Origin of the sequence: Ruania alkalisoli (assembly GCF_014960965.1) — a bacterium.
Taxonomy (GTDB): Bacteria; Actinomycetota; Actinomycetes; order Actinomycetales; family Beutenbergiaceae; genus Ruania; species Ruania alkalisoli.
Genome location: NZ_CP063169.1, coordinates 1,383,668 through 1,409,952, shown reverse-complemented (window position 1 = coordinate 1,409,952; position 26,285 = coordinate 1,383,668). Strand labels below are relative to the sequence as shown.

Annotated in this window: 21 protein-coding genes; 16 read left to right on the top strand and 5 right to left on the bottom strand. The window is 66.5% G+C overall.

All coding sequences use genetic code 11. From position 1 onward, the window contains the following. Positions 1-10: 10 nt before the first annotated feature. Together IM660_RS05985 and IM660_RS05980 are read left to right on the top strand one after the other, a co-directional pair. Entirely contained in the window at positions 11-784 is a 774-nt protein-coding gene (locus IM660_RS05985) for an IclR family transcriptional regulator (RefSeq protein ID WP_193498469.1), read from the top strand. Then, entirely contained in the window at positions 784-1,800 is a 1,017-nt protein-coding gene (locus IM660_RS05980) for a zinc-dependent alcohol dehydrogenase (RefSeq protein WP_193498468.1), read from the top strand. Before IM660_RS05985 ends, IM660_RS05980 begins: the two co-directional genes overlap by 1 nt. Positions 1,801-1,811: 11 nt before the next feature. On the opposite strand, the gene ppdK is transcribed toward IM660_RS05980, so the two are convergent. Beyond that, complete coding sequence (gene ppdK / locus IM660_RS05975) at positions 1,812-4,517, bottom strand: pyruvate, phosphate dikinase (RefSeq protein WP_193498467.1); 2,706 nt, start codon at positions 4,515-4,517, stop codon at positions 1,812-1,814. Positions 4,518-4,644: 127 nt separating this feature from the next. Continuing rightward, complete coding sequence (locus IM660_RS05970; protein ID WP_193498466.1) at positions 4,645-5,505, bottom strand: fumarylacetoacetate hydrolase family protein; 861 nt, start codon at positions 5,503-5,505, stop codon at positions 4,645-4,647. A 247-nt stretch (positions 5,506-5,752) separates the two neighbouring features. Between IM660_RS05970 and IM660_RS05965 the strand changes: the two genes are divergently transcribed. Beyond that, positions 5,753-6,181: an OsmC family protein gene (locus IM660_RS05965; RefSeq protein ID WP_193498465.1), complete on the top strand. Its 429-nt coding sequence runs from the start codon at positions 5,753-5,755 to the stop codon at positions 6,179-6,181. A gap of 11 nt (positions 6,182-6,192) precedes the next feature. Here IM660_RS05965 and IM660_RS05960 read toward each other — a convergent pair whose 3' ends face one another. Then, positions 6,193-7,383, bottom strand: coding sequence for an enolase C-terminal domain-like protein (locus tag IM660_RS05960; protein WP_193498464.1), 1,191 nt, complete (start codon positions 7,381-7,383; stop codon positions 6,193-6,195). Positions 7,384-7,478: 95 nt separating this feature from the next. Here IM660_RS05960 and IM660_RS05955 point away from each other — a divergent pair, with 95 nt between their 5' ends. Both IM660_RS05955 and IM660_RS05950 read left to right on the top strand, forming a co-directional pair. Then, positions 7,479-8,198 carry an RraA family protein gene (locus tag IM660_RS05955; protein WP_193498463.1) on the top strand — a complete coding sequence of 240 codons (720 nt, stop codon included), beginning with the start codon at positions 7,479-7,481 and terminating at the stop codon, positions 8,196-8,198. 5 nt (positions 8,199-8,203) lie between these two features. After that, a complete protein-coding gene (locus IM660_RS05950; protein WP_193498462.1) occupies positions 8,204-8,914 on the top strand; it encodes an SDR family NAD(P)-dependent oxidoreductase in 711 nt (236 codons plus the stop codon). Between the two features lie 15 nt (positions 8,915-8,929). Here IM660_RS05950 and IM660_RS05945 read toward each other — a convergent pair whose 3' ends face one another. Next, the gene (locus IM660_RS05945; protein WP_193498461.1) at positions 8,930-9,727 is read right to left on the bottom strand and encodes an IclR family transcriptional regulator; all 798 of its coding nucleotides are present in this window, start codon (positions 9,725-9,727) and stop codon (positions 8,930-8,932) included. Between the two features lie 237 nt (positions 9,728-9,964). Between IM660_RS05945 and IM660_RS05940 the strand changes: the two genes are divergently transcribed. From IM660_RS05940 to dgoD, 7 genes are all read left to right on the top strand, one after another. Beyond that, on the top strand, positions 9,965-11,242 hold the full coding sequence (locus IM660_RS05940; protein WP_193498460.1) for an enolase C-terminal domain-like protein: 1,278 nt from the start codon (positions 9,965-9,967) through the stop codon (positions 11,240-11,242). Between the two features lie 141 nt (positions 11,243-11,383). Next, a complete protein-coding gene (locus IM660_RS05935) occupies positions 11,384-12,697 on the top strand; it encodes an FAD-dependent oxidoreductase (protein ID WP_193498459.1) in 1,314 nt (437 codons plus the stop codon). Positions 12,698-12,866: 169 nt separating this feature from the next. After that, positions 12,867-14,246 (top strand): ABC transporter substrate-binding protein, encoded by a 1,380-nt coding sequence (locus IM660_RS05930; RefSeq protein WP_193498458.1) that lies wholly within the window; start codon positions 12,867-12,869, stop codon positions 14,244-14,246. Positions 14,247-14,268: 22 nt separating this feature from the next. Then, positions 14,269-15,249, top strand: coding sequence for a carbohydrate ABC transporter permease (locus IM660_RS05925; RefSeq protein WP_193498457.1), 981 nt, complete (start codon positions 14,269-14,271; stop codon positions 15,247-15,249). Continuing rightward, positions 15,246-16,181, top strand: coding sequence for a carbohydrate ABC transporter permease (locus tag IM660_RS05920; protein ID WP_193498456.1), 936 nt, complete (start codon positions 15,246-15,248; stop codon positions 16,179-16,181). Before IM660_RS05925 ends, IM660_RS05920 begins: the two co-directional genes overlap by 4 nt. Further along, on the top strand, positions 16,178-17,098 hold the full coding sequence (locus IM660_RS05915) for an NAD-dependent epimerase/dehydratase family protein (RefSeq protein WP_193498455.1): 921 nt from the start codon (positions 16,178-16,180) through the stop codon (positions 17,096-17,098). The genes IM660_RS05920 and IM660_RS05915 overlap by 4 nt, the downstream gene beginning before the upstream one ends. 2 nt (positions 17,099-17,100) lie before the next feature. Further along, positions 17,101-18,249, top strand: coding sequence for a galactonate dehydratase (gene dgoD / locus IM660_RS05910; protein ID WP_193498454.1), 1,149 nt, complete (start codon positions 17,101-17,103; stop codon positions 18,247-18,249). Between the two features lie 5 nt (positions 18,250-18,254). Here the strand turns inward: dgoD and IM660_RS05905 are convergent, their stop codons facing one another. Next, complete coding sequence (locus IM660_RS05905; RefSeq protein WP_193498453.1) at positions 18,255-19,271, bottom strand: LacI family DNA-binding transcriptional regulator; 1,017 nt, start codon at positions 19,269-19,271, stop codon at positions 18,255-18,257. Between the two features lie 229 nt (positions 19,272-19,500). Between IM660_RS05905 and IM660_RS05900 the strand changes: the two genes are divergently transcribed. The 4 genes from IM660_RS05900 to IM660_RS05885 all read left to right on the top strand — a co-directional run bounded on the left by IM660_RS05900 (position 19,501) and on the right by IM660_RS05885 (position 26,280). Next, complete coding sequence (locus IM660_RS05900) at positions 19,501-24,063, top strand: FIMAH domain-containing protein (RefSeq protein ID WP_193498452.1); 4,563 nt, start codon at positions 19,501-19,503, stop codon at positions 24,061-24,063. A 61-nt stretch (positions 24,064-24,124) separates the two neighbouring features. After that, a complete protein-coding gene (locus IM660_RS05895; RefSeq protein ID WP_193498451.1) occupies positions 24,125-24,871 on the top strand; it encodes a hypothetical protein in 747 nt (248 codons plus the stop codon). Between the two features lie 13 nt (positions 24,872-24,884). After that, positions 24,885-25,754: a thymidylate synthase gene (locus tag IM660_RS05890; RefSeq protein ID WP_193498450.1), complete on the top strand. Its 870-nt coding sequence runs from the start codon at positions 24,885-24,887 to the stop codon at positions 25,752-25,754. Positions 25,755-25,803: 49 nt separating this feature from the next. Next, on the top strand, positions 25,804-26,280 hold the full coding sequence (locus tag IM660_RS05885) for a dihydrofolate reductase (protein WP_193498449.1): 477 nt from the start codon (positions 25,804-25,806) through the stop codon (positions 26,278-26,280). The last annotated feature ends 5 nt before the right edge of the window (positions 26,281-26,285 follow it).

Sequence of the window (26,285 nt, the reverse complement as noted above, 5' to 3'; positions counted from 1 at the left end):
GACGGCAGAGATGACTCAGGAGACGCGACTGGTCGGCACAGACCGCGTGCTGGCAGTGCTGATCGAGCTGGCCGAGCACCCGCACGGCGTCACGCTCGACGAGTTGTCCCGGCGAGTCGACAGCGCCAAGCCCACCGTGCACCGAGCGCTCGCAGCACTGCGCCGCCAGCGCCTGGCCATCCAGGATGGCCACGGTCGATACCTGCTCGGGGACGAGTTCCTCCGCCTGGCGTTCGCCCATCATGAGCAGCGCCCCGAGCACGTACGCATCGCCCCTGCCCTGGATGAGCTGTGCCGCCGGTTCGCAGAAACCGTGCACTACGCCGTCCTGGACGGCCGAGACGTGGTCTATCGCGCCAAGGTGGACCCTCCGACCGGGGCGATGCGGATCAGTTCGGTGATCGGTGGCCGCAATCCAGCGCATGCCACTGGAGTAGGCAAGCTCCTTCTCGCCGAAAGGCTGACCAGCATGAGCGAAATCGTCGACTGGATCGGAGATGTCCCGCTGGCCCGGCCTACCGATCACACCCTGACCACACCCGCAGACCTGCACGCTGAATTCGAACAGATCCGCGCCCAGGGGTTCGCGGTGGACGACCAGGAGAATGAGCCCGGCATCGCCTGCCTGGCTGTGCCCGCCAGCTCGTCGCCGTCCAGGTACCGGGGAGCGATCAGCATCAGTGCGCTCGCGCACCGCACACCGCTGAGCACGCTGATCGCGGATGTCGAGACCATCCGGGCCATCGTCGCCCGCGGTAGCGATCGCCCGGAGGAGGAGGACTGATGCGGGCATTCGTGCTGACGGCGCCGTACACCGCCGCAGTTCTCGATGTCGAAGCACCCACCGCGGGTCCGGGCCACGTGGTGGTCGATATCGCCCGCGTCGGTGTCTGCGGAACCGACCAGGAGTTCTACACCGGCGAGATGGCCTACCTCACCGACGGTTTCGCCCACTATCCACTCCGACTCGGCCACGAGTGGTGCGGCACCATCAGCGCCGTCGGGGACGGAGTCGACCCGGGCCTCCTGGGCCGGCGCACCACCGGTGACACCATGCTGGGCTGCGGCACCTGCTACCGGTGCAACTCCGGGCGGCATCATGTGTGCGACTCCCGCTCCGAGATCGGCGTCCGGCACGGCTGGCCCGGTGCGCTCGCTGAACAACTCCTGGTGCCGGCGTCGGCGCTACACCTGCTTCCAGAAACGGTGGACGACACCGCCGGCGCCTTGGTGGAACCTGGCGGCAACGCGCTGCGTGCCGTGAAGGCTGCTGGGCTGGCACCCGGCGATCGTGTGCTGATCGCCGGGCCCGGAACGATCGGACTGCTGGCCGCACTGTTCGCGCGGTCTGCCGGAGCCGAGGTACACCTGCTGGGAACCACGACGGCGTCCCTCGCGTTTGCCGCATCGTTCGGTTTCGATGGGGTCTGGAGTGCGACGGACCTACCCGAGCTTGCCTGGGACGCGGTCATCGACGCTACCAACGCCACCCACCTCCCGGCGATGGCGCTCGACCACGTGGAACCGGGCAAGCGCGTTGTCTATATCGGGGTGGCCGGGCGCCCCAGCTCGATCGACAGCCGCGCGCTCGTCCTGAAGGATGTGACCGCCGTCGGGATCCTCGGCGCCTCGGCGGGCCTAGCCGAAACGATCGCCGCTTATGCGGACGGATCGGTCGACCCTCGCCCGCTGGTCCAGGCGACCATTGGACTCGACGGCCTGGCCAAGGCGTTCGACGGAACACCGCCGGCCGGGGCTGGGCCCGGGCCGAAGCTCCAGGTCGATCCACGTTGGCGCTGAGTCTGGTCTGATCACACGGTGGCGTCTTGTGCTGCGACGGCGGCGCGTCCTGCTTCGAGGCGGGCGATCGGGACGCGGAAGGGTGAGCAGGAGACGTAGTCGAGGCCGGCATCGTGGAAGAAGTGGATCGACTCGGGATCGCCGCCGTGCTCTCCGCAGACGCCGATATGCAGGCCTGGAACGGTGGACCGGCCGCCGGCCACACCGGTGAGCACGAGTGCCCCTGCTCCGTCGCTGTCGATGGTCTCGAACGGGGAGATGGTCAGGACGCCGTTCTCCAGGTAGTCAGCGAAGAAGGCTCCCTCGACGTCGTCGCGGGAGAAGCCCCAGGCGGTCTGGGTGAGGTCATTGGTGCCGAAGGAGAAGAAGTCCGCTTCCTCCGCGATCCGATGGGCGGTCAGTGCGGCACGCGGAAGTTCGATCATGCACCCGATCGGTAGGTCGAGCCGGATGTCGTGGGCTGCGCCGACCTCGGCGAGGATCGCCTCGGCCTGCTCGCGCACCAGGTGCAGTTCGCGGACCGATCCGACCAGCGGCACCATGATCTCTGGGCGGGGGTCCTTGCCGGATTTGCGCAGCTGCACGGTGGCTTCGGCGATGGCCCGGATCTGCAGGGCGAACAGCCCGGGCAGCTTCAGGCCGAGCCGTACCCCACGTAGGCCGAGCATCGGATTGGCTTCGTGCATTCGCCGTACGGCGGCCAGCAGTGCCACGTCACGCTCGTCCACGGTGCCCTCGTCTTCGGCTCGGGCGACCTTGACCGCAAGGTCCGTCAGATCCGGGAGGAACTCGTGCAGGGGCGGGTCGATCAGCCGGATCGTGGCCGGCAGGCCGTCCATCGCTTCGAGCAGCTCGATGAAGTCCTGACGCTGCACCGGCAGGAGTTCCGCGAGCGCTGCCTCACGCTCGTCGTCGGCCTCGGCCAGGACCACACGCTCGATATCTCGGCGTCGATCACCCAGGAACTGGTGCTCGGTTCGACACAGTCCAATCCCCTGGGCGCCACGCACACGTGCCCGCCTGGCGTCCTCGGCGGTATCGGCGTTCGCCCGCACCTGCATGCGTCGTTTCGCGTCGGCGTGATTCATCACCCTGTCGACGGCGTGGATCAGTTCTGCGGTTGCTTCGTCCTCGGCCGCGGCCAGACCCGCCTCGAGCCCGGCGGCGATGTAGACCATCACAGGTGAGTCCTCCACGGGAACGTCGCCGAGGAAGACCTCGCCCGTGGAGCCGTCAATGGCGATCGTCTCCCCCGCCGTCAGCACCCGGCCAGCCACTCGCATCTCCTGCGCCGCTGGATCGACGTCGATCTCCTCGGCACCGACCACGGCACACTTACCCATACCCCGGGCGACCACGGCGGCATGTGAGGTCTTCCCACCGCGGGAGGTGAGCACACCGCTGGCCACGATCATCCCTTGCAGATCGTCCGGATTCGTCTCCCGACGCACCAGGATCACGCTCACGCCCTCGCCAGTACGCTCCAGGGCTTGGGCGTTGTCGAAAACGATCTCGCCCACTGCCGCACCCGGGGACGCCGGCATCGCCTTGGTCAGCAGCTCCCGTTCCGCGGTCGCGTCGAACTGCGGGAACAACAGCTGGGACAGCTGCGCCCCTGTGCACCGGGCGATGGCCTCATCCATGGTAATGAGATGCTCATCGACCAGCTGGGTTGCCACCCGGAACGCGGCCGCAGCAGTGCGCTTGCCGACCCGGGTCTGCAGCAGCCACAACGTGCCGCGTTCGATGGTGAACTCGATATCACACAGGTCCCGGTAGTGAGTCTCCAGGCGCCGCATCGCCTGCAGCAGCTCGCCGTACGATGTCTTGTCCAAGGACTCAAGCTCAGCCAGCGGCAGGGTATTACGGATCCCCGCGACCACGTCCTCCCCCTGCGCATTCGCCAGGTAGTCACCATAGACGCCGGAGTGTCCCGTCGAGGGATCCCGGGTGAAGCACACACCTGTTCCCGAACTCTCCCCCAAGTTGCCGAACACCATCGTCACCACGTTCACTGCGGTGCCCAGATCGTGCGGGATCCGCTCCCGGCGCCGGTACAACCGCGCCCGTTCGGTGTTCCAGGAATCGAACACCGCCTCGATCGCCATATCGAGCTGCTCGCGCGGATGCTGCGGAAAGTCCCGCCCCCGCTGCTCGCGGACGATCTGCTTGAACCGCTCGACCAGTCCCTTCAGGTCGGCGGCACTCAGATCCACATCCGTAATAGCACCGCTGGCCCGCTTGGCCTCCTCGAGCGCCTCAGCGAACAGATCACCATCGATCCCCAGCACCGTCCTCCCGAACATCTGGATCAACCGACGGTAGGAGTCCCACGCGAAACGCTCATCACCGGAGAACTCCGCCAGCCCCTTCACCGACGCATCGTTGAGCCCCACATTGAGCACCGTCTCCATCATGCCGGGCATGGAGAACTTCGCACCCGAGCGCACCGAGACCAACAGCGGGTCATGGAAGTCGCCGAGCCTGCGCCCCATCCGGTCCTCGATCTCCCGGATCGCCATCGTCACCTCGACGCGCAACTCGGGCGGAACATGACCATCCTTCATGTAGGCCCGGCACGCCTGCGTCGTAATCGTGAATCCCGGCGGCACCGGTAGACCGATCTTCGTCATCTCCGCAAGATTCGCCCCCTTGCCACCAAGCAGATCCTTCTGATCCTTATCCCCCTGGTCGAACGGGTACACATACCTGGACATGAGCACTCCACTTCTCTGCGGCGTCGGTGCGGCAGGGCTGGTTGCGACTACGGAAGGAGATCGCTGTCTGCGATCATCCCGCCCGTGAGCGGACGGGGCACATCGAGCGGTAGCTTCGCGGCGCCACTCACCGCGGAGCAATCACCTCCTGGCGTTGCCGACCCAGGCCACCGATGCCGAGTTCCATGACATCACCAGGAGCCAGCCAGATGGGCGGCTGATACCCCATGCCCACACCAGGTGGCGTTCCGGTGTTGATCAGGTCCCCTGGCTCGAGCACGAAGAACTGGCTCAGATAGTGCACGATCGTGTACGGGTCGAAGACCATCGTCGCGGTGGAACCGGACTGCCTGCGCACCCCGTTGACGTCAAGCCACATGTCGAGAGCGAGCACGTCCTCGACCTCATCGGTGGTCACCAGCCAGGGGCCGGCGGGATTGAACGTCTCGGCCGACTTTCCCTTGGCCCACTGCCCGCCACGTTCCATCTGGAATGCGCGTTCACTCACATCGTTGACCACGACCCACCCGGCGATGGCATCACGCGCCTGCTCCGGCGAGTCGAGGTAGCTGGTGCGCCGGCCGATCACGATGCCAAGCTCCACCTCCCAGTCCGTCTTGGTGGCACCCCGTGGGATGCGGACCTGATCGTTCGGACCGATGAGGGTGTTCGGGGACTTGGTGAACACGATGGGTTCGGCAGGAACATCCTGTCCGGTCTCGGCCGCGTGGTCGCTGTAGTTCAGACCGATGCACAGGATCTGGTGCGGTCGTGCGATCGGAGGTCCGAGACGTTGCCCGCGGACGGGATGCACGTCACCTCGCACGGTCCGCATCTCAACGACGTCGCGAATGCGCTCAATTCCTCCGGAGGCGAAGAAGGCCTCATTGAAGTCCCCGACGACGTCCGAGAGGTCCACGTAGGTCTCGTCCGTCACGTATGCGGCCGGCACCTCGTGGCCCGCCGGTCCGATGCGTAGCAGTTTCACTTCGTCCTCGTTTCAGCTCGTGGACACGACGGCCCGTGCCGGCACGGTTGGGCAAGGCAGTGGAACGGACGCCGATCGGGCAGCCCCGTGCCGCAGATGGAGCGCAGGCAGCCGGCACCCGATCGACTGAGCCTCGGATCACACTGTAGAGCACTGTTCCAACTACTAGACGCAATTTCCAATTATCGACATCTGGTCACCCGGGACGACATGGATCCGCAGCCCGAACCGGTGCGATGATCGGGGAATGGAACTGCCCACCTCAGGACTTCGCATCGAACGCACCGGCACCCGCCAGTACGTCGCCCGGAACGACCGCGGCGGCGAGGTGGCGATCGGCCCTCGAGAGATCGATGGGGTATTCAACCCCGGTGAGCTGATGGCTCTAGCCCTCGCTGCCTGCACGATGATGAGCGCGGACTTGCCCATCGGGCGGCGCCTTGGCGAGGACTTCACGGGCGGCGCCGTGGTGAGCACGGAGAAGGACGAGCAACAGAACCGGTACACCTCCGCAGAGGTGGACGTACTCCTGGACACCGAGTCACTGAGCGAGCGGGAGAAAGAAGCCCTCGTCCGGGTGATCTCCCGTGCAGCCGAGCAGGCATGCACGGTGGGCCGCACCTTGGCCGCGGGCCTACCGCACGGGGTGCACTTGGCCGAATCCGAACGGCCCTGACGACAGTTCGATCACAGTCCACCGATAGTGGGCATCCAGTCAGGCCGGCGCTCGTCGCGATGGAATCGGGCGTAGTAGTCACCGACCTGCTCGAAGTAGCGCTCGTACTTGTCCATCTTCTCCGGGTCCAGCTCCACACCGAGGCCGGGACCGGTGGGGACGGCGATCGCCCCGTTGACGTAGGGCAGCTTTCCGCCGGCGATCACGTCGTCGACGAGGTGGTGATAGTGGGCATCGCCGGCGGTGATCATCTCGTTGATGGTGCTGCCGGTATGGAGCATTGCGGCGAGCTCGATCCCGAGTTCCGTCCCGGAGTGCATCGCCACTCCGAGACCGAAGGTTCGGCAGATGGCAGCCAGGTCTCGCACGCCGCGAGGGCCCTCCCAGTAGTGGAGGTCGGTGAGGACGACATCGACGGCGGCAAGACGGATCGCCGGTGCAAGATCGTCGAACCGCGCGGGGAACATGTTCGTGGCGATCGGTATCCGCACCTGGTCGCGAACAGCGGCGTTGCCGGTGAGCCCCCAGGCGGGGTCCTCGTAGTACTCCAGGTCGAGGCATTCGAGACGCCGTCCCATCCGGATCGCGGTCGGGACCGACCAGACACCGTTGGGATCGATCCGGAGCCGATAATCCGACCCCAGTCGCTCTCGACATAGCTCGAGCACCCGGACCTCCTCCTCCGGCGCAAGCACACCCGCCTTGAGCTTCATCGCGCGCACACCCAGCTCCTCGGTCAAGCGTTCACACTCGTCGGCGAGATCCTCCGCCCGGGTGTCGTCGCCCCCCTGCGGGCGGTCGTAGCGCCAGAACACGTAGGCGATGAACGGGAGTTCGTCGCGCACTCGTCCGCCGAGCAGATCGCTGACCGGCCTGCCGAGCGCCTTGCCCTGGATATCCAGGCAAGCGATCTCGAGCGCGGCGTAGAGCCGCGCGTTCGAGAGGTAGTACACCGAACGCAAGACGGCTGTCTTGATCATCTCCAGGTGGAACGGGTCCCGTCCGATCACCCGGGGCTTGAGCTTCTCGATCGCTCCACGCTGGTCGCCACCCCCGACCTCACCGAGGCCGACGATTCCCTCATCGGTGATCACTTCGATGATGGTGCGCATCAGATAGCCCGGGTGGACACCGCTGCTGTGTCGCAGCATGCCAGTCGTGGGCACCGCCACCGTGCGGGCCCGTACATCGACGATCTTCATCGCTCGCATCCTCTTCGCCTCGAGTGTGCTGTACTGTTCGTCGCAACACCGCGTATCACTCTACGCAACAGATGATCGACCGGCAAGGAGCGTTGATGTCCACGTCCCCACCTACACCACGCCCGTACGAGTACGGCGTCCCCGTCGCTGACCTCATCACCCGGTACCGAGCTACCTACTCGGGGGCCGTGTACGACGTGCTCGACGAGCTCGGATACCCGCACCAGGCATTGGCCACCGACGTCAAACCCGTCGCGCAGCACTGGGTTCTGGCCGGACCGGCGTTCACGGTCAAGGGGATCCCGGACCCCACAGGGGATGAGAACCTACGCGCGCGCCGGATCGAGCTGTTCACCGCCATGCGAGCCGCCGGAGTACCAGTCATCGACGTCCGGGACTGCAGCGCGGACACCCAAGCCGCCCACTACGGCGAGATGAACGCCACTGTCGGCGAAGCATGTGGCGTGATCGGCGCGGTCGTAGACGGCGGCTCTCGGGACACCAGGTTCCTGCTCGACCGCGACTTTCCGGTCTTCTGTCGCTACCTCACCCCCGTCGAGGCCGTAGGACGCTGGAGCTACTACGACTGGCAACGAACGGTGGCGCTGCGCGGGGCGATCACTGCCACCGTGTCGGTCTCTCCAGGGGACTTCATCATGGGAGACGTCGACGGCGTCGTGGTCATCCCGCGAACCGTTGTGGTGGACGTGCTCGAGCGCACCGAGGCCCTGATCGCTCAGGAGAAAATCAGTCGCGCGGAGTTCCGCTCCGGCGAGGATCCGGTGGCCGTGTATCGACGGCACGGACGACTCTGACGGCGATGGACACCTACCTCACCGCTGGTATCGCCGGACGGACCGCCTTGGTCACCGGTGCGAGCAGCGGGATCGGGCTGGCAGTGGCGCGAACGCTCGAAGAGAGAGGCGCCACAGTCCTGCGGCATGGACTGAATGAAGACCTGATCGGTGACCTCACTCATGACCTCACGCAGACAGGTTCAGGCGACGCACTCGCCCGCGCGGCGGGCCCGGTCGAGATCCTCGTGCACTGTGCGTCCGTGCAGATCCGCACCGACTGGTCGGCCACAACAGACGCTGAAGTCGAGCGCCAGGTCCGAGCCAACCTGATCGAGAGCTACGCACTGGTGCGAGGTGCGCTTCGTCCGATGGTCACGCGGGGATACGGCCGGGTGGTGCTGATGGGGAGCATCCAGCAGCACCGCCCTCATGCGGCAATGCTCGCCTACGCAGCCACGAAGGCTGCGCAGCAGACCCTTGTCTCGGGCTTGGCTCGCGAGGTTGCGTCCGCAGGCGTCACCGTGAATACGGTCGTTCCGGGAACTATCGCCACACCTCGCAACGAGCACGCCCTGGCCGATCCCGACTACCAACGCGACGTCATCGCGCAGATCCCTGCGGGCCGCCTCGGCACGCCCGAGGACTGTGTGGCCGCGACGCTGCTGTTGTGCTCGGAATCGAGCGCCTACATCACCGGCCAACAGATCGTCGTCGACGGCGGCATGTCGCTGTGACAGGTGACGTGCGCCTCAGACCGCGCTCGCTCGCTCGACGAGGGAGGCTGCGATCCTGCGCGCACAGGAACGGACCTGAGCCGCGCGTTCAGTGATCCGATCCTCCATCCGGTAGCTCGGACCACTCAAGGCGATCGCCCCGACAACAGCGCCCTCCGGGCCACCAATGGCAGCCGCGAGCCGGGTCACGTCGTCGTGCCGATCAATGGCTGCCCACCCCCGTCGCCGAGCGGATTCCACATCGGCCTCGATCACCGCCGGGTCGATCTCATCGCCGCTGCGATCGGCTTCGCGCAGGAGCGCGCCGATCAACCGTTCTCGTTCAGGCTCCGGAAGCTCGGCGATGATGGCCCGGCCCATCGCGGTTCGATACATCGGAAGTCGGGTCCCGATCGCCGAGTGCACTCGAACGCTGCGTTCGGGCACCTCCTGGGCGAGGTAGACCACGTCGGTGTTCTCCTGAATCGCGAGGTGCACGGTCTCCTGGGTCTCATCCCGGAGCTTCGCCAGATGCGGACCGGCCACTTGGCAGAGTTCGTCGACCCTTCTGACATACCGCTGGGCGAGCCAGCCAGCCCGGGAACCGAGCTCGAACCTCCGATCCTCGCGCTGCCGGACATACCCGGCATCACGCAGGGTGGCGAGCAATCGAGAGCCGGTCGCCTTGTCGATCCCGACGGCGCGGGAGACCTCCGTCACGCCGATGCCGTCATCCGCTGCGCCGACGGCATCGAGAACGGCCAATCCACGCGCAAGCGCGCGCACCCCAGTACGACCAGAGGGCTCGCGTGGCACGGCAGCGGTCGAGGACATTGCACGACTGTGCCCGATCCGTTGCACAGTACGCAACACGCCGTGAGGTGCCGCCGAAACAGCGCAGTGTTGAGTACCTCAGGCATCGACCGGCCTCAATGAGCAACCTATTGCGCGAGGTTACTCATTGACAGCACCAGGCCATTGGGCTTGAATGATTGCCATGCTGCGCAAGCGCTTGCTTTACCGAGGAGAGCACCTGGGGACTCACGTCCACGTGACGACCATGGGGGAGACATGATCGTTAGTCCACCCGAGCCTGCCTTCGCGACAGCACTGCCACCGTGGCCAGCCCGCGATGGGCTGCGAATCACTGCGGTGCGGGCTATCGTCACGGCTCCAGGAGGCACGCCACTCGTGGTCGTGCGCGTGGACACGAACGAACCAGGGCTATACGGGCTCGGGTGTGCGACCTTCACCCAACGATGGCGCTCGGTAGTGACGACCGTCGAGGAACACGTGAGCCGGCTGGTCGTCGGCCGCCATCCGGGTGACATCGAAGACATCAGCCGCGCGATCCAGTACGGCCCCTATTGGCGTGGGGGCCCGATCAGCAACAACGCGCTCTCGGGCGTCGACATGGCGCTGTGGGACCTGCTCGGCAAGTCACTCGGCGTGCCGGTGTATGCCCTCCTCGGAGGTCGAGTCCGCGCCCAGGTGCCGACCTACACGCACGCCTCAGGCGCCACCGTGGAGGAGACGCTTGAACGTGCGGCCGAGATCATCACTGCTGGCTGGCAGCACGTGCGACTGCAGTCAGCGCAGCCAGGGCTCGGATCCTACGGCTACCCAGGAGTCGGTGGCGGCTATCCAGATGCACCCAATCCGGACGGCTGGGATGTCCGGCAGTATCTCGATGCGACCCCCCGGCTCTTCGAACAGGCCCGGGACACTCTCGGCGACCAGGTACAGCTTCTGCATGATGCGCACTCGCGACTCGACCCGAAGGAGGCCATTCTGCTCGCCCGGCGCCTCGAGCCGTACCACCTCCTCTACCTGGAGGATGTCCTCGCGCCCGAGCACTTCGGACGGCTGGACGAAGTACGCACGGCCGCCCCGATCCCGATCGCCGCAGGCGAGCTGTGCACGTCCCTGACCGAGGCCGCACGCCTGGTCACCACGCTCTCGGTCGACTACCTGCGGTGCCACATCAGCGCGATCGGAGGGTTGAGTCAGGCGCGCAAGCTGGTCGCGCTTGCCGAGTTGCACAGCATCCGGACCGCATGGCACTCGCCGCCCGACGTGTCACCCGTTGGTGTGGCTGCGAACGTCGCACTCGACGTCACCAGCCCTGCGTTCGGGATCCTCGAGTGCTACGTCTACCCGCAGGCCGTGCACGACGTGTTCCCCGGCACTCTCACACCCACCCGAGGCCACCTCGCACCTCACGAGACCCCGGGCTGGGGCATCGATCTCGACGAGGAGCTAGCGGCGCGCTTCCCGCCCACAGATTCGAGTCACGACAGGTGGGCACTTGGCGTCCGCAGCCCCGACGGCGCGCTGCTGGCACCCTGACGACGATCACCAAGCGTCCTGCCCCGCAAACACAGCGATCACGCCGGTTCCACCGCCGTTGCCGCTCCGACGGCGTCCGCGGCGCTCTCCCGGCAAACCACGCGAGGACTGCTCCGTCCAACGGCAAGGAAGTAGGGACACATGATGGGAAAGCTCCGGGATGGTGACCAGTACGACGTCGTGGTCGTCGGGGGCGGGCCGGCGGGCTATCCGGCTGCGGTGCAGGCTGCGCGGATGGGCGCACGGACGTTGCTGGTCGAGAAGAACGGGGCGCTGGGTGGGACCACGACCGTCGCGGGGGTCTACATGCCGGGCCTGTTCCACGCCTGGGGTGAGCAGATCATCACCGGCATCGGCTGGGACGCGGTGAGCCGAGCGGTCGAACGTGCTGGTGCGCAACTACCGGACTTCACGCAGTGGCAGCGGCCGCACTGGGAGCTGTCTGTGCGGGTGGTGCCGGTCATCTACGCCGCCGTGCTCGATGAGATGGTGATCGAGGCCGGGGTCGAGCTGCTTCTGCATGCGATGCTCGCCGGAGTGCAGGAGGACGAGGACGGTGTGCGCGTCACGGTCTGCAGCAAGGAAGGGCTGCGCACTGTGCATGCCCGCACAGTCGTCGACGCCACGGGTGATGCAAACGTCGTGGGCCAGCTCGGCCTCCCTCGCCAGGAGAGCTCGGATCTGCAGCCGGGGACTCTCATGGTGCGCCTGGGCGGCTATCACTTCGACGATCTCGATCTCGACGCACTCGACCTGGCCTATGACGAGGCAGTCGCCGAGCATCGGCTGGACCCTCGGGACTTCAACACCGCACGCGCGCCGCTTCGCGGCTTCCTGCGCAACCGGGGACAGAACGCCATTCACGTCACCGGGATCAGGGCTCAGACCAGCGCAGAGCGCACCGCAGCCGAGGTGGCGGGTCGGCGCACGCTCGTCCGGATTCTGACCTTTCTGAGAGCCCAGCCGGGGCTCGAAGACGTCTCGATCGAGTGGGCTGCCTTGGAGACAGGCATCCGCGAGACCACAACGATCGTCGGACAGGAGCGGATCACCGGAGCCGACTACATCAACGGCCGGCTCTGGGAGGACGCGATCAGCTACAGCTTCTTCCCAATCGACATCCATCGTCCCGATGGTGACGGAGTTGATTGCCGATCACTGGCGTTCGGAGTCGTGCCGACAATCCCGCTGGGCGCGCTGTTGCCGGTCGGCAGCCGCCGGGTCGTGGTGGCGGGACGGTCGATCTGCGGAGACCGCGAAGCGAACTCCGCTTTCCGCGTCCAAGCAAGCTGTATGGGTATGGGGCAAGCTGCCGGCGCTTACGCCAGTCTCGTCTCGAAAGCCGATCCGTCGTCGGTCTCCGTTGACGCTGTGCGCGATGCCGTCCGGTCCGAAGGCGCTACCGTCCCTGCAGATCCGGGAACACCGCACGCCCTCCACCACCGGGACGGTTGACGACTGACGATCGCATCGGCCGCTGCGCCCACACCGAGCTCGTGCCATCGCTGATGGGATTAGTTGCGCATCGCGCCCGGACGTTGATCGCATTGACATAGCAACGCACAACGTGAGATTCTCGATCCAATGCGCAAGTGCTTGCGCACAACTCTCGAAGGGTTTGACGATGACGACGACACCCAGGGCTGCAGCAGCGATCGCTGCGGCATTGACCACCGGGCTTCTGCTGACCGCCTGCTCTGCGGGCGATTCCGCAGATCCCGCTGGCTCGGACGAGCATGTGACGATCACCGTCGGCGGCCTTCCGCCGACCGAGAACGAGGCCAGCCGGGACGCGATGCTCGAGCAGGTGGAAGCCTTCAACGAGGCTCACCCGGACATCACAGTCGAGGCTGTAGAGACGAAGTTCGACGTGGAGACGTTCAATGCGCTCCTCGCCGGGGGCACCGCGCCGACCGTGCTGGCGATCCCGTTCACAGAGATCCAGACCTTGATCGAGCGCGAGCAGGTCGCCGACGTGACTGACCATGTCGCGGCGAGCGAGGTCCTCTCCTCCATCAACGAGTCGGTGATGGACCAGGTCACCGGCCCGGATGGGAACGTCTACGGCGTCCCGTACTCCGCATACTCGATGGGCTTGGTGTACAACCGGGCCGTGTTCGCTGACGCCGGGCTGGACCCCGACCAGCCTCCGGCCACCTGGGACGAGGTCAGGTCCGCCGCTGCACAGATCACGGCGAACACCGACGCCGCCGGGTTCGTCCCGATGACCATGACCAGTACCGGCGGCTGGGTACTGACCACTCTCTCCTACGCTTTCGGCGATGTGGTCCAGGAGGGAACCGGCACCGACGCCCGTGCGACGTTCGCCGACAACGGGGCCACCGCCGAGGCGTTGGAGTTCTACCGCACCCTTCGCTGGGAAGACGATTCGATGGGCGCGAACTTCCTCGTGAGCCTGGACGACTCGCGCAACGCCCTGGCTTCGGGACAGGTCGGCATGATCGTGGACGGTGCCGACATCATCAACGACGTCGTGGCCAACCGTGGGATGGACGTCGACGACTACGGCGTGACCGTACTCCCGCAGCAGCCGGGTGCCGTCGGCAACCTTGGTGGCGGAGCGATCAGCATCGTGACCGCAACAGCATCCGAGGGCGAGACCGCGGCCGGTGTGCAGTGGATGGACTGGTACTACTTCTCGCAGTACACCGATCAGGAGCAGGCCGAGTCGTGGGCCTCTGCCCGCGCGGAGGACGGCCTGAGCGTTTCGCCCCCGCTCATGCCCATCCTCTCGGAGGAGGTCATGGCGCCCTACGGTGAGTGGATCGCGCCGTACGTGAACGTACCGGCGGAGAACGTCGCGCCGTACGTCGACAACGTCCCCCAGATCACTCTGGTCCCCGAACCTCCGGTGAAGGGCCAGGACCTGTACGCCGCACTCGACCCGGTCGTACAGTCCGTCCTGACCGAGGAGGACGCGGACATCGCCGCCTTGCTCGAGCAGGCTCAGACCCAGATCAACGACCTGATCGCCGCGGGCTGATCCACGCACCTGGACAGATCAGATGATCGTCGCAACCCAGCGTCGCCATCGCGACAAGCACGCACCCGACCGCAGATCCACGAAAGTCAGGACCTCACGGACGCACCAGCGCCCGGCCCTCGCAGCCGCCCAGTGGCTACGGTCCGGCCGCTTCACCACACTCCTCTTCCTCGTGCCCCTTCTGGTCTGCTTCGGGGTCTTCTCCTGGTGGCCCATCCTCCGAGCGTTGGTGATGACCTTCCAACGGACCAACCTGATCTCACCGCCCACCTGGGTGGGTGCGGAGAACCTCCAGAGGGTACTGGCGGATCCCTTACTCAGCACTGCGGTGTGGAACACGGTGCAGTATGTCGGGCTATCGGTGCTGATCGGCTTCCCGGTGCCGATCCTGATGGCCGTGGTGATCGGAGAACTCCGCCGAAGCAGGGCCCTCGCATCAGCACTGGTGTATCTGCCGGTGATCATTCCGCCGGTCGTCGCAGTATTGCTGTGGAAGCTCTTCTATGCACCCGGCGAGAGCGGTCTGTTCAACACAATTGCAGCCTGGGTCGGCGCCGGGCCATTCGCCTGGCTGAATGACGCGGCAATGGTCATCCCGGCCATCGTCGTGCAACTCACCTGGGCGAACTTCGGGACCGCCACGGTCATCTACCTCGCAGCGCTGATGTCGATCAACACCGAGCTCTACGAGGCGGCCGAGGTAGACGGAGCCCACCCGCTCCGACGCCTGTGGCACGTGACTCTGCCGCAGATGCGGCCGGTCATGCTGATCATGCTGCTCCTCCAGCTCATCGGCGTCTTCCAGCTCTTCACCGAGCCGTACATCATGACCGGCGGGGGGCCCGCGAATCGTTCGGTGACCATCCTGATGCTGGTCTATCGCTACGCGTTCGTTCAAGGCGACTACGGCAAGGCCACCGCACTCTCGCTGTTGCTCGCCATCGCGCTCGGTCTTCTCTCTGCGCTGTATCTCGGCGCCACCCGCAGATGGAGCACCACATGACCTCGACCTCAACGCGACGTCAACTCCGGCGGAAGGAGAGCAAGCAGGACCGCGCCTCCGAGCGCACCATCCTTTCCGTCAACGACCGCCGTGATCCTCGTGTGCGCACTGTGATCCTGATCCTGAACGTGGTGGTGATCGCCGGCCTCCTGATCTCGGCGGCCGGCCCCCTCCTGTGGCTGCTGAAGTCCGCGATATCCACCTCCCAAGACATCCTGGCTGCCCCGTTGCAGTGGTGGCCCAGTGGCGTGCAATGGCACAACCTGGCCGACGCGTGGATCCGGGTGGAGATCTCCCGCTACCTGGGAAACACCGTGCTGGTGGCCGCTGGGTCGTGGTTCTTCGGGATTCTGGTCGCCACCACGGGCGGGTACGCCCTAGCGATCCTGCGTCCTCGATACGGGCCCATCATCTCGGCCGCCGTCCTCGCCACGTTGTTCATCCCCGCAGTGATCTCGCTCGTACCGCTGTACCTCACCATCCTCGATCTGCCTGTGCTCGGGGTGAACCTGCTGAACACCTTCTGGGCCGTGTGGCTGCCCTCAGCTGCGAACGCCTTCAACGTCCTGCTGGCACAACGCTTCTTCACCTCACTGCCACGTGAGCTGTTCGAGGCCGCACGGATCGATGGCGCCGGCCATCTGAGGGTGTTCGTGGCCATCGTGCTGCCTCTGTCGAAACCGATCCTCGGAGTGCTCTCCCTGCTGACCGTCATCACCGCGTGGAAGGACTTCCTGTGGCCGTTGCTGGCCCTGCCGGACCCGACGAAACAACCCCTCTCTGTAGCGCTGCCGCGCCTGCAGGAAACCGCCGAGACCTCGCTGATGATGGCCGGCATGTTCATCTCGGTGATCGTCCCGGTGGGGCTGTTCCTGGTATTCCAGAAGCAGTTCCTTCGCGGGGCGGGCCAGGCGGGGGCGTTGAAAGGATGAGCATTCCGGGCGTCGAACGCATCCTGGTCACCGGAGCTGCGGGGATGATCGGCCGCAGTGTGCTGTGGAATCTGCGCGACACGGCCGTGGCGACCACCGCCCTGGTGCTGAGCGATCCTGGAGATCTGACCGCAGACCGGGTGGTCGTCGGCAGCGCATCGGACCGCCGGACGGTCGAGGATGCGCTCGACCAGGTGGACGCCGTCATCCATCTGGCCGCTCTGGCCTCACCCAGTCTGGGCACACCGGAGCAGGTCTTCGTCGGCAATACCTCGGCCACGTTCACAGTGCTCGACGCCGCCGGCGCCGCCGGGGTGCGCCGGATCAGCCTGGCCAGCAGTGTCAACGCGCTCGGCTTGAGATTCACCCCGGTACCGGGGGCTGCGCCCGAGTATCTGCCACTGGACGCTGATGCCGTGACCTACGCAGCCGATCCGTACTCGATGTCGAAGTGGGTCGACGAGAGCACGGCGCGAGCGCTACAACGGCGATACGGCTTCGACGTCGTCGCCCTGCGGTACCCACTGGTAGGCGGGCTCGGTGACGTGCCCGAACTGGACAGCAGGCTCGAAGAGATGACACGCCCCATGGCGGCCGATCCGGCATCAGGAGCCCCTGACCTATGGTCCTACCTGGAGACGCGCGACGCGGGACGTGCTGCGATCGAAGCACTGCAGCCACGCCTTTGCGGAGCGCATGTGGTCTACGTGGCGGCTCCGAGCACGTACGTGCCGATCCCCACCGAGGACCTGCTGGACAAGCACTGGCCGCAGGTGAGCCGAGCACGACCATTCCCGGGCACCAGCGTTCCACTGGATCTCGATCCCGCCGAATCGCTGTTCGGCTTCCGTGCGAGGTACGCCCTCGGTCATGAACACTGCGGTCCGGAACAACTCAGTCAGGCGGTACAGCAGTGAGCATGAGTCGCCGGCGGATCGTCGACGTGGAGACCTTCGTGGTCTCCTCTCGGTGCGCCTTCGTCAAGGTCAGCACCGACGACGGTCTGGTCGGCTGGGGCGAACCCGTGCTCGAGGCCCGAGCGGACACAGTCGTCGCTGCCGTCGCACAGCTACGCGACCTCCTCATCGGCGCCCCCGTCGAGATCGAGCGCCTCTGGCAGCGGATGTACAAATCAGGCTTCTACCGCGGTGGCCCGATACTGGGCTCCGCCGTCGCTGGAATCGACCAGGCGCTGTGGGACCTGACGGGGAAGGCGCTCGGAGTCCCCGTGCACGAGCTCCTCGGAGGCCCGGTACGAGACGTACTGCCGCTCTATGCCCCGTGCCACGGCTCGGACATCTCTGCCCTCCGGGATCGGGCCACCGAGCTGACCGAGGCGGGCTACCGCATGGTCAAAACAGCACCGGACGGTCCGCGAGAGTTCGCCGAGACATCCGAGAGGATCCGGCACACGATGGACCGGATCACCGCGGTGCACGAGAGCGTGGGCCCGGATCGGCTCCTCGCCGTGGACTTCCACGGTCGTCTCTCGTTGCCGGGTTCGCGCGGCCTGCTAGCCGAACTCGAGGGGCTACAACTCGCCTTCGTCGAGGAACCGGTAGCCCCCCAGTACCAGCACCGGCTCGGCGCACTCTGCGCAGCCACCACGGTGCCGATTGCTACCGGTGAACGGCTCTATGACCGGTGGGAGGTCGCCCAGCGCATCGAGTCGGGTATCGCCGTGCTCCAGCCCGATCTCTCCCATTGCTTCGGAATCTCCGAGGCCATGCGGATCGCGACCCTCGCCTCGATCCATGACGTCGCGCTCGCACCGCACTGTGCCACCGGTCCGCTCGCGTTCGCAGCGTGCGTCCAGGTGGGTTTCGCTGTTCCAGAGGTGATGGTGCAGGAGTGTCCGTTGGAGTTGCACGAGCCCGGTCGGAATCCGCTGCTCCGGTTCGTCGATCACAGCGCGTTCGACGTGCACGAGGGCACTTTACGCCGTCCGCTCGCACCAGGACTCGGTGTCGAGGTCGACGAGGCCGCGGTCCGCGCGGCTGCCGCGGCACCCGAACACACTCCCCTACCGATCTGGCAACGCCGTGATGGTAGTTACGGCGAATGGTGAGTCGCCTACGCCGCGACTGGAGGCACGGTCGACTGGCCGATGATGAGGGAGCACGGCTGCACCTGCGCCCCCGTGGCGCTCTGCCCACCGGTGAGATAGGCCGCCGCAGCGGCACCAAGCTCGGTCAGCCGCGGGTCCACCGTCGTGAGTCCATTGACGTCCTGATGAGGCATCACACCGGGCCAGTTGTCCATGCCGACGATCGCGACGTCGTCCGGGACCCGCAGACCGCGCGCCCGTAGTGTCTCGATCGCACCGAACGCGATCTGGTCATTCCCGCAGAAGATGGCGTCCACGTCCACGCCACTGGCCAGCAGTCGCTCGGCGGCCAGCACTCCCCACTGTCGCGACCAGGTCCCTCCCTCGGTCAGCGACGCGACCAGGTCGAGATCCGCGTCCTGCAACGACTCCCGGACGCCTTGCTCACGCAACCGCACGGTGGCCTCCGTCGGTGCGGCCGAGATGTGCGCGATCCGCGTGCGACCGATCTCCAGCAGATGCTCGCCTGCCAGTCGTCCAGCCTGCACATAGTCCGGCAGAAACACAGCATCATCGGGATCGGTCGTGCCGAGAAACGCATACGCGACCGGGACCGGGAAGGCATCCGTCACCGACGGCAAGGCTCGGTCCGGTGTGTCGCCGACCATCAGCAAGGCGTCGATCCGGCGGGACTGCAGCTTACGAATGTTCGACGTGAGCGTCTGCAGGCTGAAGTCCGCATCGTAGAGCAACGTGGCATTGTCCGACTGCCCGAGCTCCCGGACCGCCCCGATGATGATCGGCGCCGAGAAGGTGCCGACAGCGCGCTGGCTGAGGATCCCGACGGTACGAGATCGGCCGCTCGCGAACGACTGCGCCAGCATGTTGGGCTGGAAATCCAGCCGACGCGCCGCGTCGACAATCCGGTCGCGGGTCGCCTGTGCGATACGGCCCTCGCCGCGGAGTGCGCGCGACGCCGTGGAAAGGGAGACCCCGGCGACCGAGGCCACGTCGCTCAGGGTCACCTGGGATGCGGGAGACATAACCTCACGTTACCGCAGTGCACGGCACGCAGCAGCCCATCACATCGCCGCGATGGCAATGCTTGCGCACCACCAATCGGCGCACGCCTTCTTGACACGAGGGCTCTTCTACCGACATTCTGAGTCCGTTGCGCAAGCAGTTGCGCTTCGCGATCACTTTGCGATCGCGCCGCATCATCCTTCCTGACCACCGGCGAACCGGTGGACCCGCTCAACGAGGAGCCTCGCCATGGAGACCATGCCCTACCGGCACCCGCGCGCAGCCGCGCACCCTCGCCCACGACCGAGCAATCGCCACCTACCGGCCGCCCTCGTTCTGGTGCTGGCGCTCGGTCTGGCGTTGCTGGCTCCTGCTCCACCGGCAACTGCCGATGAGAACCCAGTGGTCGTCGGGGACTTCGAGGCACTCCAGGGATGGTCGCAGTCGCAGTCGCACGGTGCAGTGGGCTCGATGGCCCCCGTGCTGACGGATGCGGTCGCTGGATCTGGTGCCCTGCAGATCGACGCAGATCTCGCCGCGGGTGGATGGGTCACCACCACCCGAGCGGACCTCGCGCTCGACGCCACGGCACTGACGTTCGGCCTGCGTTCCGAGCACCTCGAACACATCATCGTGCGCGGCAAGGACTCCACCGGACAGTGGCATCAGCAGTCCATCGCCACCGGAGCCGGTGCGACGTGGCAGGAGATCTCCGTCACCGATTTCACCTCGGGTGACGGTTATCTGCATTTCGGTGGGGCCAACGACGGCGTCTGGCATGGCGCACTGACGGCCGTCGCCGTGATCGTCGAGAACTCCGGGGTACTCGACGCCACCACTGCCGCCGTGGTCCAGATCGATGCGGTGACTGTGACCACCGCGGACGGGGAGGTCGTCGTCGGGGACTTTGAAGGGCTGGACGCCTGGACTGCGAGCCCGTCTCAGGGCGCTGAGGGGGCCATCACCCCCGCAGTGACAGATGCGCCCTCCGGCACCATGGGCCTGCGGTACGACGTCGATGTCAGCAACGGCGGGTGGCTGACCGGCGTGCGCAGCGGCCTGAACCTCGACGCGACGGCGGTATCGCTGGCAGCACGGTCCGAGCACCTGACGGCACTGCGGTTCCGCGTCCAGGACGCCACCGGGCAGTGGCACCAACAGCGTCTCGATCTGCCCGCAGACAACGCGTGGCACGAGTTCGAGATCGGTTCATTCACCTCCGGAGCCGACTACCTGCACTTTGGTGGCGCGAACGACGGCGCGTGGCACGCTCCACTCACGGCAGTATCCGTGATCGTGGTCGGTACCGACGCCATCGATCCGAGCCAGAGTGTGGTGGCATGGCTCGACGCTGTATCCGTCACAGTGAACGACGCATCTCCCGAGCCGATCGGCGTGCCGCATGTCCTCGGGGAGTTCGAATCCGGCAGCCTGGACCAGTGGTGGGGCCGTGGCTCCACCACTGCCGTCGGCTCCGTCGAGTCTGTGACGACCGATGCCGCTGCCGGGTCCGGCGCGTTGCGTGTCGAGACGCAGATTTCCGACCCGTACGGGACCTACCGCCTGAGCCGCGGCGGCTTTGCCGTGGACGCCGAACGATTCCGGGCCCAGATCCGCACAGACGATCTGAACGCCGTCCTGATCCGATTCAAGGACACCTCGAACCAATGGCATCAGCAACGGGTGTCGCTGACCGCCGACGGGAGCTGGCGCGAAGTGGTGATCGATGACTTCACCGCGGGAGACTCCTACCTGCACTTCGGCGGCGCCGACGACGGCGTATTCCACGGTCTGCTCGAAGAGGTGCGGATCCTCGTCCTCGGCTACCAGATCCTCGATCGCGACCATCCGGCGTCCTTTGAGCTGGATGCCGCAGCCCTTGAGGTGACACTGCCCGACATCGCGATCGAACCGACCACTCTGGGGAATGTGTTCACCACGGGCGACATCGTCGCCTTCGACTACGTGTCCGAAGCGGAGGACATCGCGTGGATCGTGCGGGACTTCGGTGGCAACGTCGTCGACACCGGTTCCGGAACAGCTGCGGCTCTGCAGGGCACGATCACGCTGGACCTCGATGAGCCGGGCTGGTACGACGTCGAGCTGACCGGGACCACCGGTGATGGCTCGACCGTCGAGAACCGAACCACCGTGGGCATCCTCGACCCGTGGGTCGGCCAGCGATCAGATCAGTACGGGATCGCCACTCACTTCTCCGCCGGCTGGGACACCGAGATCGCACCGCTGATCACCACGGCCGGATACGGCATGGTGCGCGACAGCGTGTTGTGGGTTGATTCCGAGGTCCAGCCCGGGGTGATCGAGTGGCCCGGCGTCGTCGAGTCCTATGCGCCCGTGCTCGAACAACAGGGCACCGATCTGCAGATGATCCTCGGGTTTGGCAACGGGAACTACGAGTCTGCCCTGCCACCGACCACCCCGGAGGGGATCGCCGCCTTCGCCGAGTACTCAGCGCAAGCGGTCCGCGACTTCGGCGTCGATCGCGTCACCTTCGAGGTGTGGAACGAATGGAACGGTGGATTCGGGCGCCCAGGCCCGGCAGACTCCCGTGCGGACACCTACTTCGCTCTCCTCGAAGCCACCTACACGGCGATCAAGGCCGAGAACCCGGACGCCGTGGTGATCGGCGCGGCCACCGTTCACGTACCGCTCGACTGGTTCGACGATCTCTTCGCGCTCGGCGCCCTGAACTACATGGATGAAGTGTCCATCCATCCCTACGTCTACCCACGCGGCCCGGAAGACGCCATGGGATCCATTGCTGCACTGCGCGATCTGATGGACTCCTACGGCCCGGTGCTTCCGCTGAACATCTCCGAACAAGGATGGCCCACCGGTGATGCCGGCAATGCGGTCACTCCCGAGATTCAGGCCAGCGTGACCGTTCGCGCGCAAGCGCTCGCGGCGGCGGCCGATATCGACCACCACGTCATCTACAACCTCATGGAGAAGGGGAACGACGCGTCCGACGTCGAGGACGGGTTCGGACTGGTCGAGTTCGTCGGCGCACCGGAAGGCTCCTACGTACCGAAGCCCGCCTACGTTGCGAGCGCGGTGTACATGCGGCAGGTGAATGGACTCGAGCAGACCGGCCACGAGAAACTCGGAACGAACACGAACGTGGTCACGTTCGATGCAGGCAGCGGAGCAGACCGCACGCAGGTGGTGTGGTCTCTCACGCCGAGAACGATCGCAGTGGCCGCAAGCGGTCCGGTGACGGTCACCACGATGATGGGCCGCGAGCAGGTACTCACCCCCGATGCCTCCGGTGAGGTCACCCTGTCGGTCACCCGAGACCCGGTCTATCTCAGCGGGGACACCGGAGCCGTCACACTCTCCGACGCCCACACCCTCACCTTCGAGCAAGGCTTCATCGGCTCCCCGACCGCCGGCGAGTGGGTAGTGGACAACACCGATGGTGCTGCGCCCACCCAGGTGGATCTCGTGATCGAGGGCACGACCTACTCCGCATCGGTGCCGGCTGGTGACTCCGCGTCCGTTCCGGTCACAGCTCCCGCAAGGGACGTCGTCGGGCAGCGTGATGTGCTCGCAACGTTGCGAGTCGGTGGGCAGGACGTCGGGATCCTCGCCGCGCCGCTGGACGTGGCAGAGCCACTGGGCATCGAGGGATCGCATGCGATCGCCGAGGATGGACTGAGCGTGCTGCGATTGAGCGTGGGGAACCGATCGACTCAAGAAGCCTCCCTCGCGAACGTCACCTGGCAGATCGAGGGCACGGGCGAGTCCGGAGCATTCTTGGAAGGTGGTGCCCTCACCCCTGGTGAACGGGTGATCGAAGAGGTGGATCTGTCAGCGCTGACCGACGGCACCACGTGGAGCGCCACAGTGGAGACCGCGGACGGATACCGCATCAGCACCCACGGCCCGGTCTACCCTGTCGGCGCACTGACACACGCGCAGTCCCACGCGCTCACCGTCGACGGCGCCATGGACGCGGCCGTCGGCGCAACGCCCGCGATCGAGCTGGGCACCGACGGTGTTCCGCCTTCGACCGACTGGACGGGCGCGGAGGATCTGGGCGGCCGACTGTGGTTCACCTGGGACGAGGACTCGCTGTACCTCACCGCCGAGATTGACGACGATGTCCACCATCAACCGGCGCACGATGACGCCATCTGGAGCGGCGACTCACTCCAGCTGGCCGTCGGTGCCGGGGCGCCGGGCGAACCGAACACCACCGGGTGGTCCGAACTCGGCTTCGCGCTCACCGACACCGGCCCGGAGGTGTTCCGCTGGCTGGCGGCCGACCACAACGATGCCGACCTGAGCGGGATCGACCTCGCCGTGGCCCGAGACGAGACCACCGCCACCACGACCTATGAGGTGGCCCTCCCGTGGGAGTACCTGGCGCCTGCCCGGTCCGAGGACGGTTTGATCTCGGTGAGTGTGGTGCTCAACGAGAACGACGGCGCGGGACGTGCAGGCTGGTACCGCTGGGGTGACGGCATCGCCAATGAGAAGGACTCCACAGAGTTCCGCAGCCTGTGGCTCGTGCCTGCCGAGGAGCCGGAGCCTGCACCACCGACCTTCCAGACGCTCCACGCGGAGCTCGACGAGTTGGTGTCGGCGGGGTCGTTGACCACGGCGGAGCAGGCTCGGCTGACCGCCCAACTCGACACCGCTGAGCGCCACGCGAGCGCCGAAAGGTGGACGCAGGCAGCCCACGCGTTGGAGCGGTTCATCAGTCTGGCTGACACCGTAGGCGCGGACGGAACCACACTGACGGCGGCCGCCGGGCAGTTGCGGGCCACGCTGGCCGACAACAGTTGACCGTCATATCCACGCGAGCGGCGACGCTACCGTAGATCGCCGATACCCGTAGGCTGAAGCCATGGCCCGCCTCCACGACCTGATCGACACCGCGACCACCATCCCGTCCTCCCAGGTGCGCCGCTACGTCGACGATCTGCGGGCCACCCATCCCGACGCCACGCCCACCGAGCTGATCGAGCTACTCAAGCGCCGCTACCTGCTGGCTGTCAGTGCGTCGGGCGGTGCCGTCGGGGCGGTGGCAGCCTTCCCCGTCGTCGGGACCGGAGTCGCGTTGACCCTGACCGCCGGTCAGGTGGCAGCGTTCATGGCAGCATCGGCCGCCCTGTGCCTGGCCGTCGCGGAGGTGCACGGGATCGCCACCGACGACGTCTCCCGCCGCCGGGCGCTGCTGCTGACCACGCTGCTGGGCGAGAACGGGCCCGAGCTGCTCGAGCACCAGCTCGGCCTGTCCACGGCGACCTGGGCGCAGGTGCTGCTCACCCGGCTGCCGGTCGCCACGGTCAAGACGGTGAACAAGACACTGCGGGGCAGGATGGCCAAGGCTGTGGTGACCAAGAGCAGTTCGGTGATGCTCGGGCGGCTGCTGCCGTTCGGGATCGGCGCCGCGATCGGCTACATCGGCGGCCGCGTGATGGGCAAGAGCCTCATCGAGGGACTGGATGCCGCCTTCGGCCCAGCACCGGCGGAGTTCGGCCGCGGTCTTGAGCACAGCGGACTCGCACTCGCCTCCGGCCAGTCGGACCTGTTCAGCGACGCGTCCCAGCTGGTCGAGCGGTCCGACCAGCCCCGACCCGCCGGAGACTGACCAAGGAGCAGCCATGCCACAGATACCAGATTCCTCGCCGGCGCCGGAGGCTGCGGCCACACCTGCCGCGCCTGGCAACCTCGTCGCACCCGACACCCAGTACGAGGACCTGCTGGCGCACGTCCTCGCCGCCGGCACCCCCAAGTCGGACCGGACCGGGACGGGGACCCGTTCAGTTTTCGCGCGCCAGCTACGCTACGACCTCTCCCGCGGGTTCCCGCTGATCACCACCAAACGGGTCCACCTGAAATCAGTGGTGCACGAGTTGCTGTGGTTCCTGCGCGGAGAGTCCAACACCGCCTACCTGCGCGAACACGGCGTGAAGATCTGGGACGAATGGGCCGACGCCGACGGCGAGCTGGGGCCCATCTACGGGGTGCAGTGGCGTTCCTGGCCCACCCCCGACGGCGGGCACATCGACCAGCTCGCCGGAGTGCTTCGCCAGTTGCGCGAGCAGCCGGACTCGCGCCGCATGCTGGTCTCGGCCTGGAACGTCGCCGAACTGGACAAGATGGCTCTCGCGCCGTGCCACACGCTGTTCCAGTTCTACGTCGCCGATGGGCGCCTGTCCTGCCAGCTCTACCAGCGCAGCGCCGACCTGTTCCTCGGAGTCCCTTTCAACATCGCCTCCTACGCTCTGCTCACGCACATGGTGGCCCAGCAGACCGATCTGGAGCCGGGCGAGTTCGTCTGGACCGGCGGCGACTGCCACATCTACGACAACCACATCGCCCAGGTGCGCGAGCAACTCACCCGGGCGCCTTACCCGTTCCCGGCGCTGCGCTTGCACCGGGCCACGGACCTGTTCTCCTACACCTACGACGACGTTGACGTGCTCGACTACGCCCACCACCCGGCCATCAAGGCGCCCGTGGCCGTGTGAACGAGGAGGTGCCAAAGATGAGCGGCAGGCGCGACCGGAGGGGGAACCGATGCTGGGGATGATCTGGGCTCAGGCTCACGACCGGGTGATCGGCAAGAATGAGGACCTGCCGTGGCACCTGCCGGAAGACCTGCGTCACTTCCGCGAGTCCACGTCCGGTGACGCGGTCGTGATGGGGCGCAAGCAGTGGGAGTCGCTGCCGGAGAGGTTCCGCCCGCTGCCCGGCCGGCGCAACATCGTCCTCACCCGCAACCCGCAGTACCGGGCCGAGGGGGCCGAGGTGGTCGGAACACTCGACGAAGCACTCGCCCTGGTGGCACAGGAGGACGCCTGGATCTGCGGCGGCGGCCAGGTGTACGAACAGGCGATCGGCGCCGCCGATGTGCTCGTGGTCACCGAGATCGACCTGGTCGTCGAGGGAGACACCTACGCCCCAGTGATCGGAGCACAGTGGGTGGCCGAGCACGGACCTTGGCAGACCAGCCGCACCGGGATCCGGTTCCGGATCGTCACCTACCGCCGCTGACACCG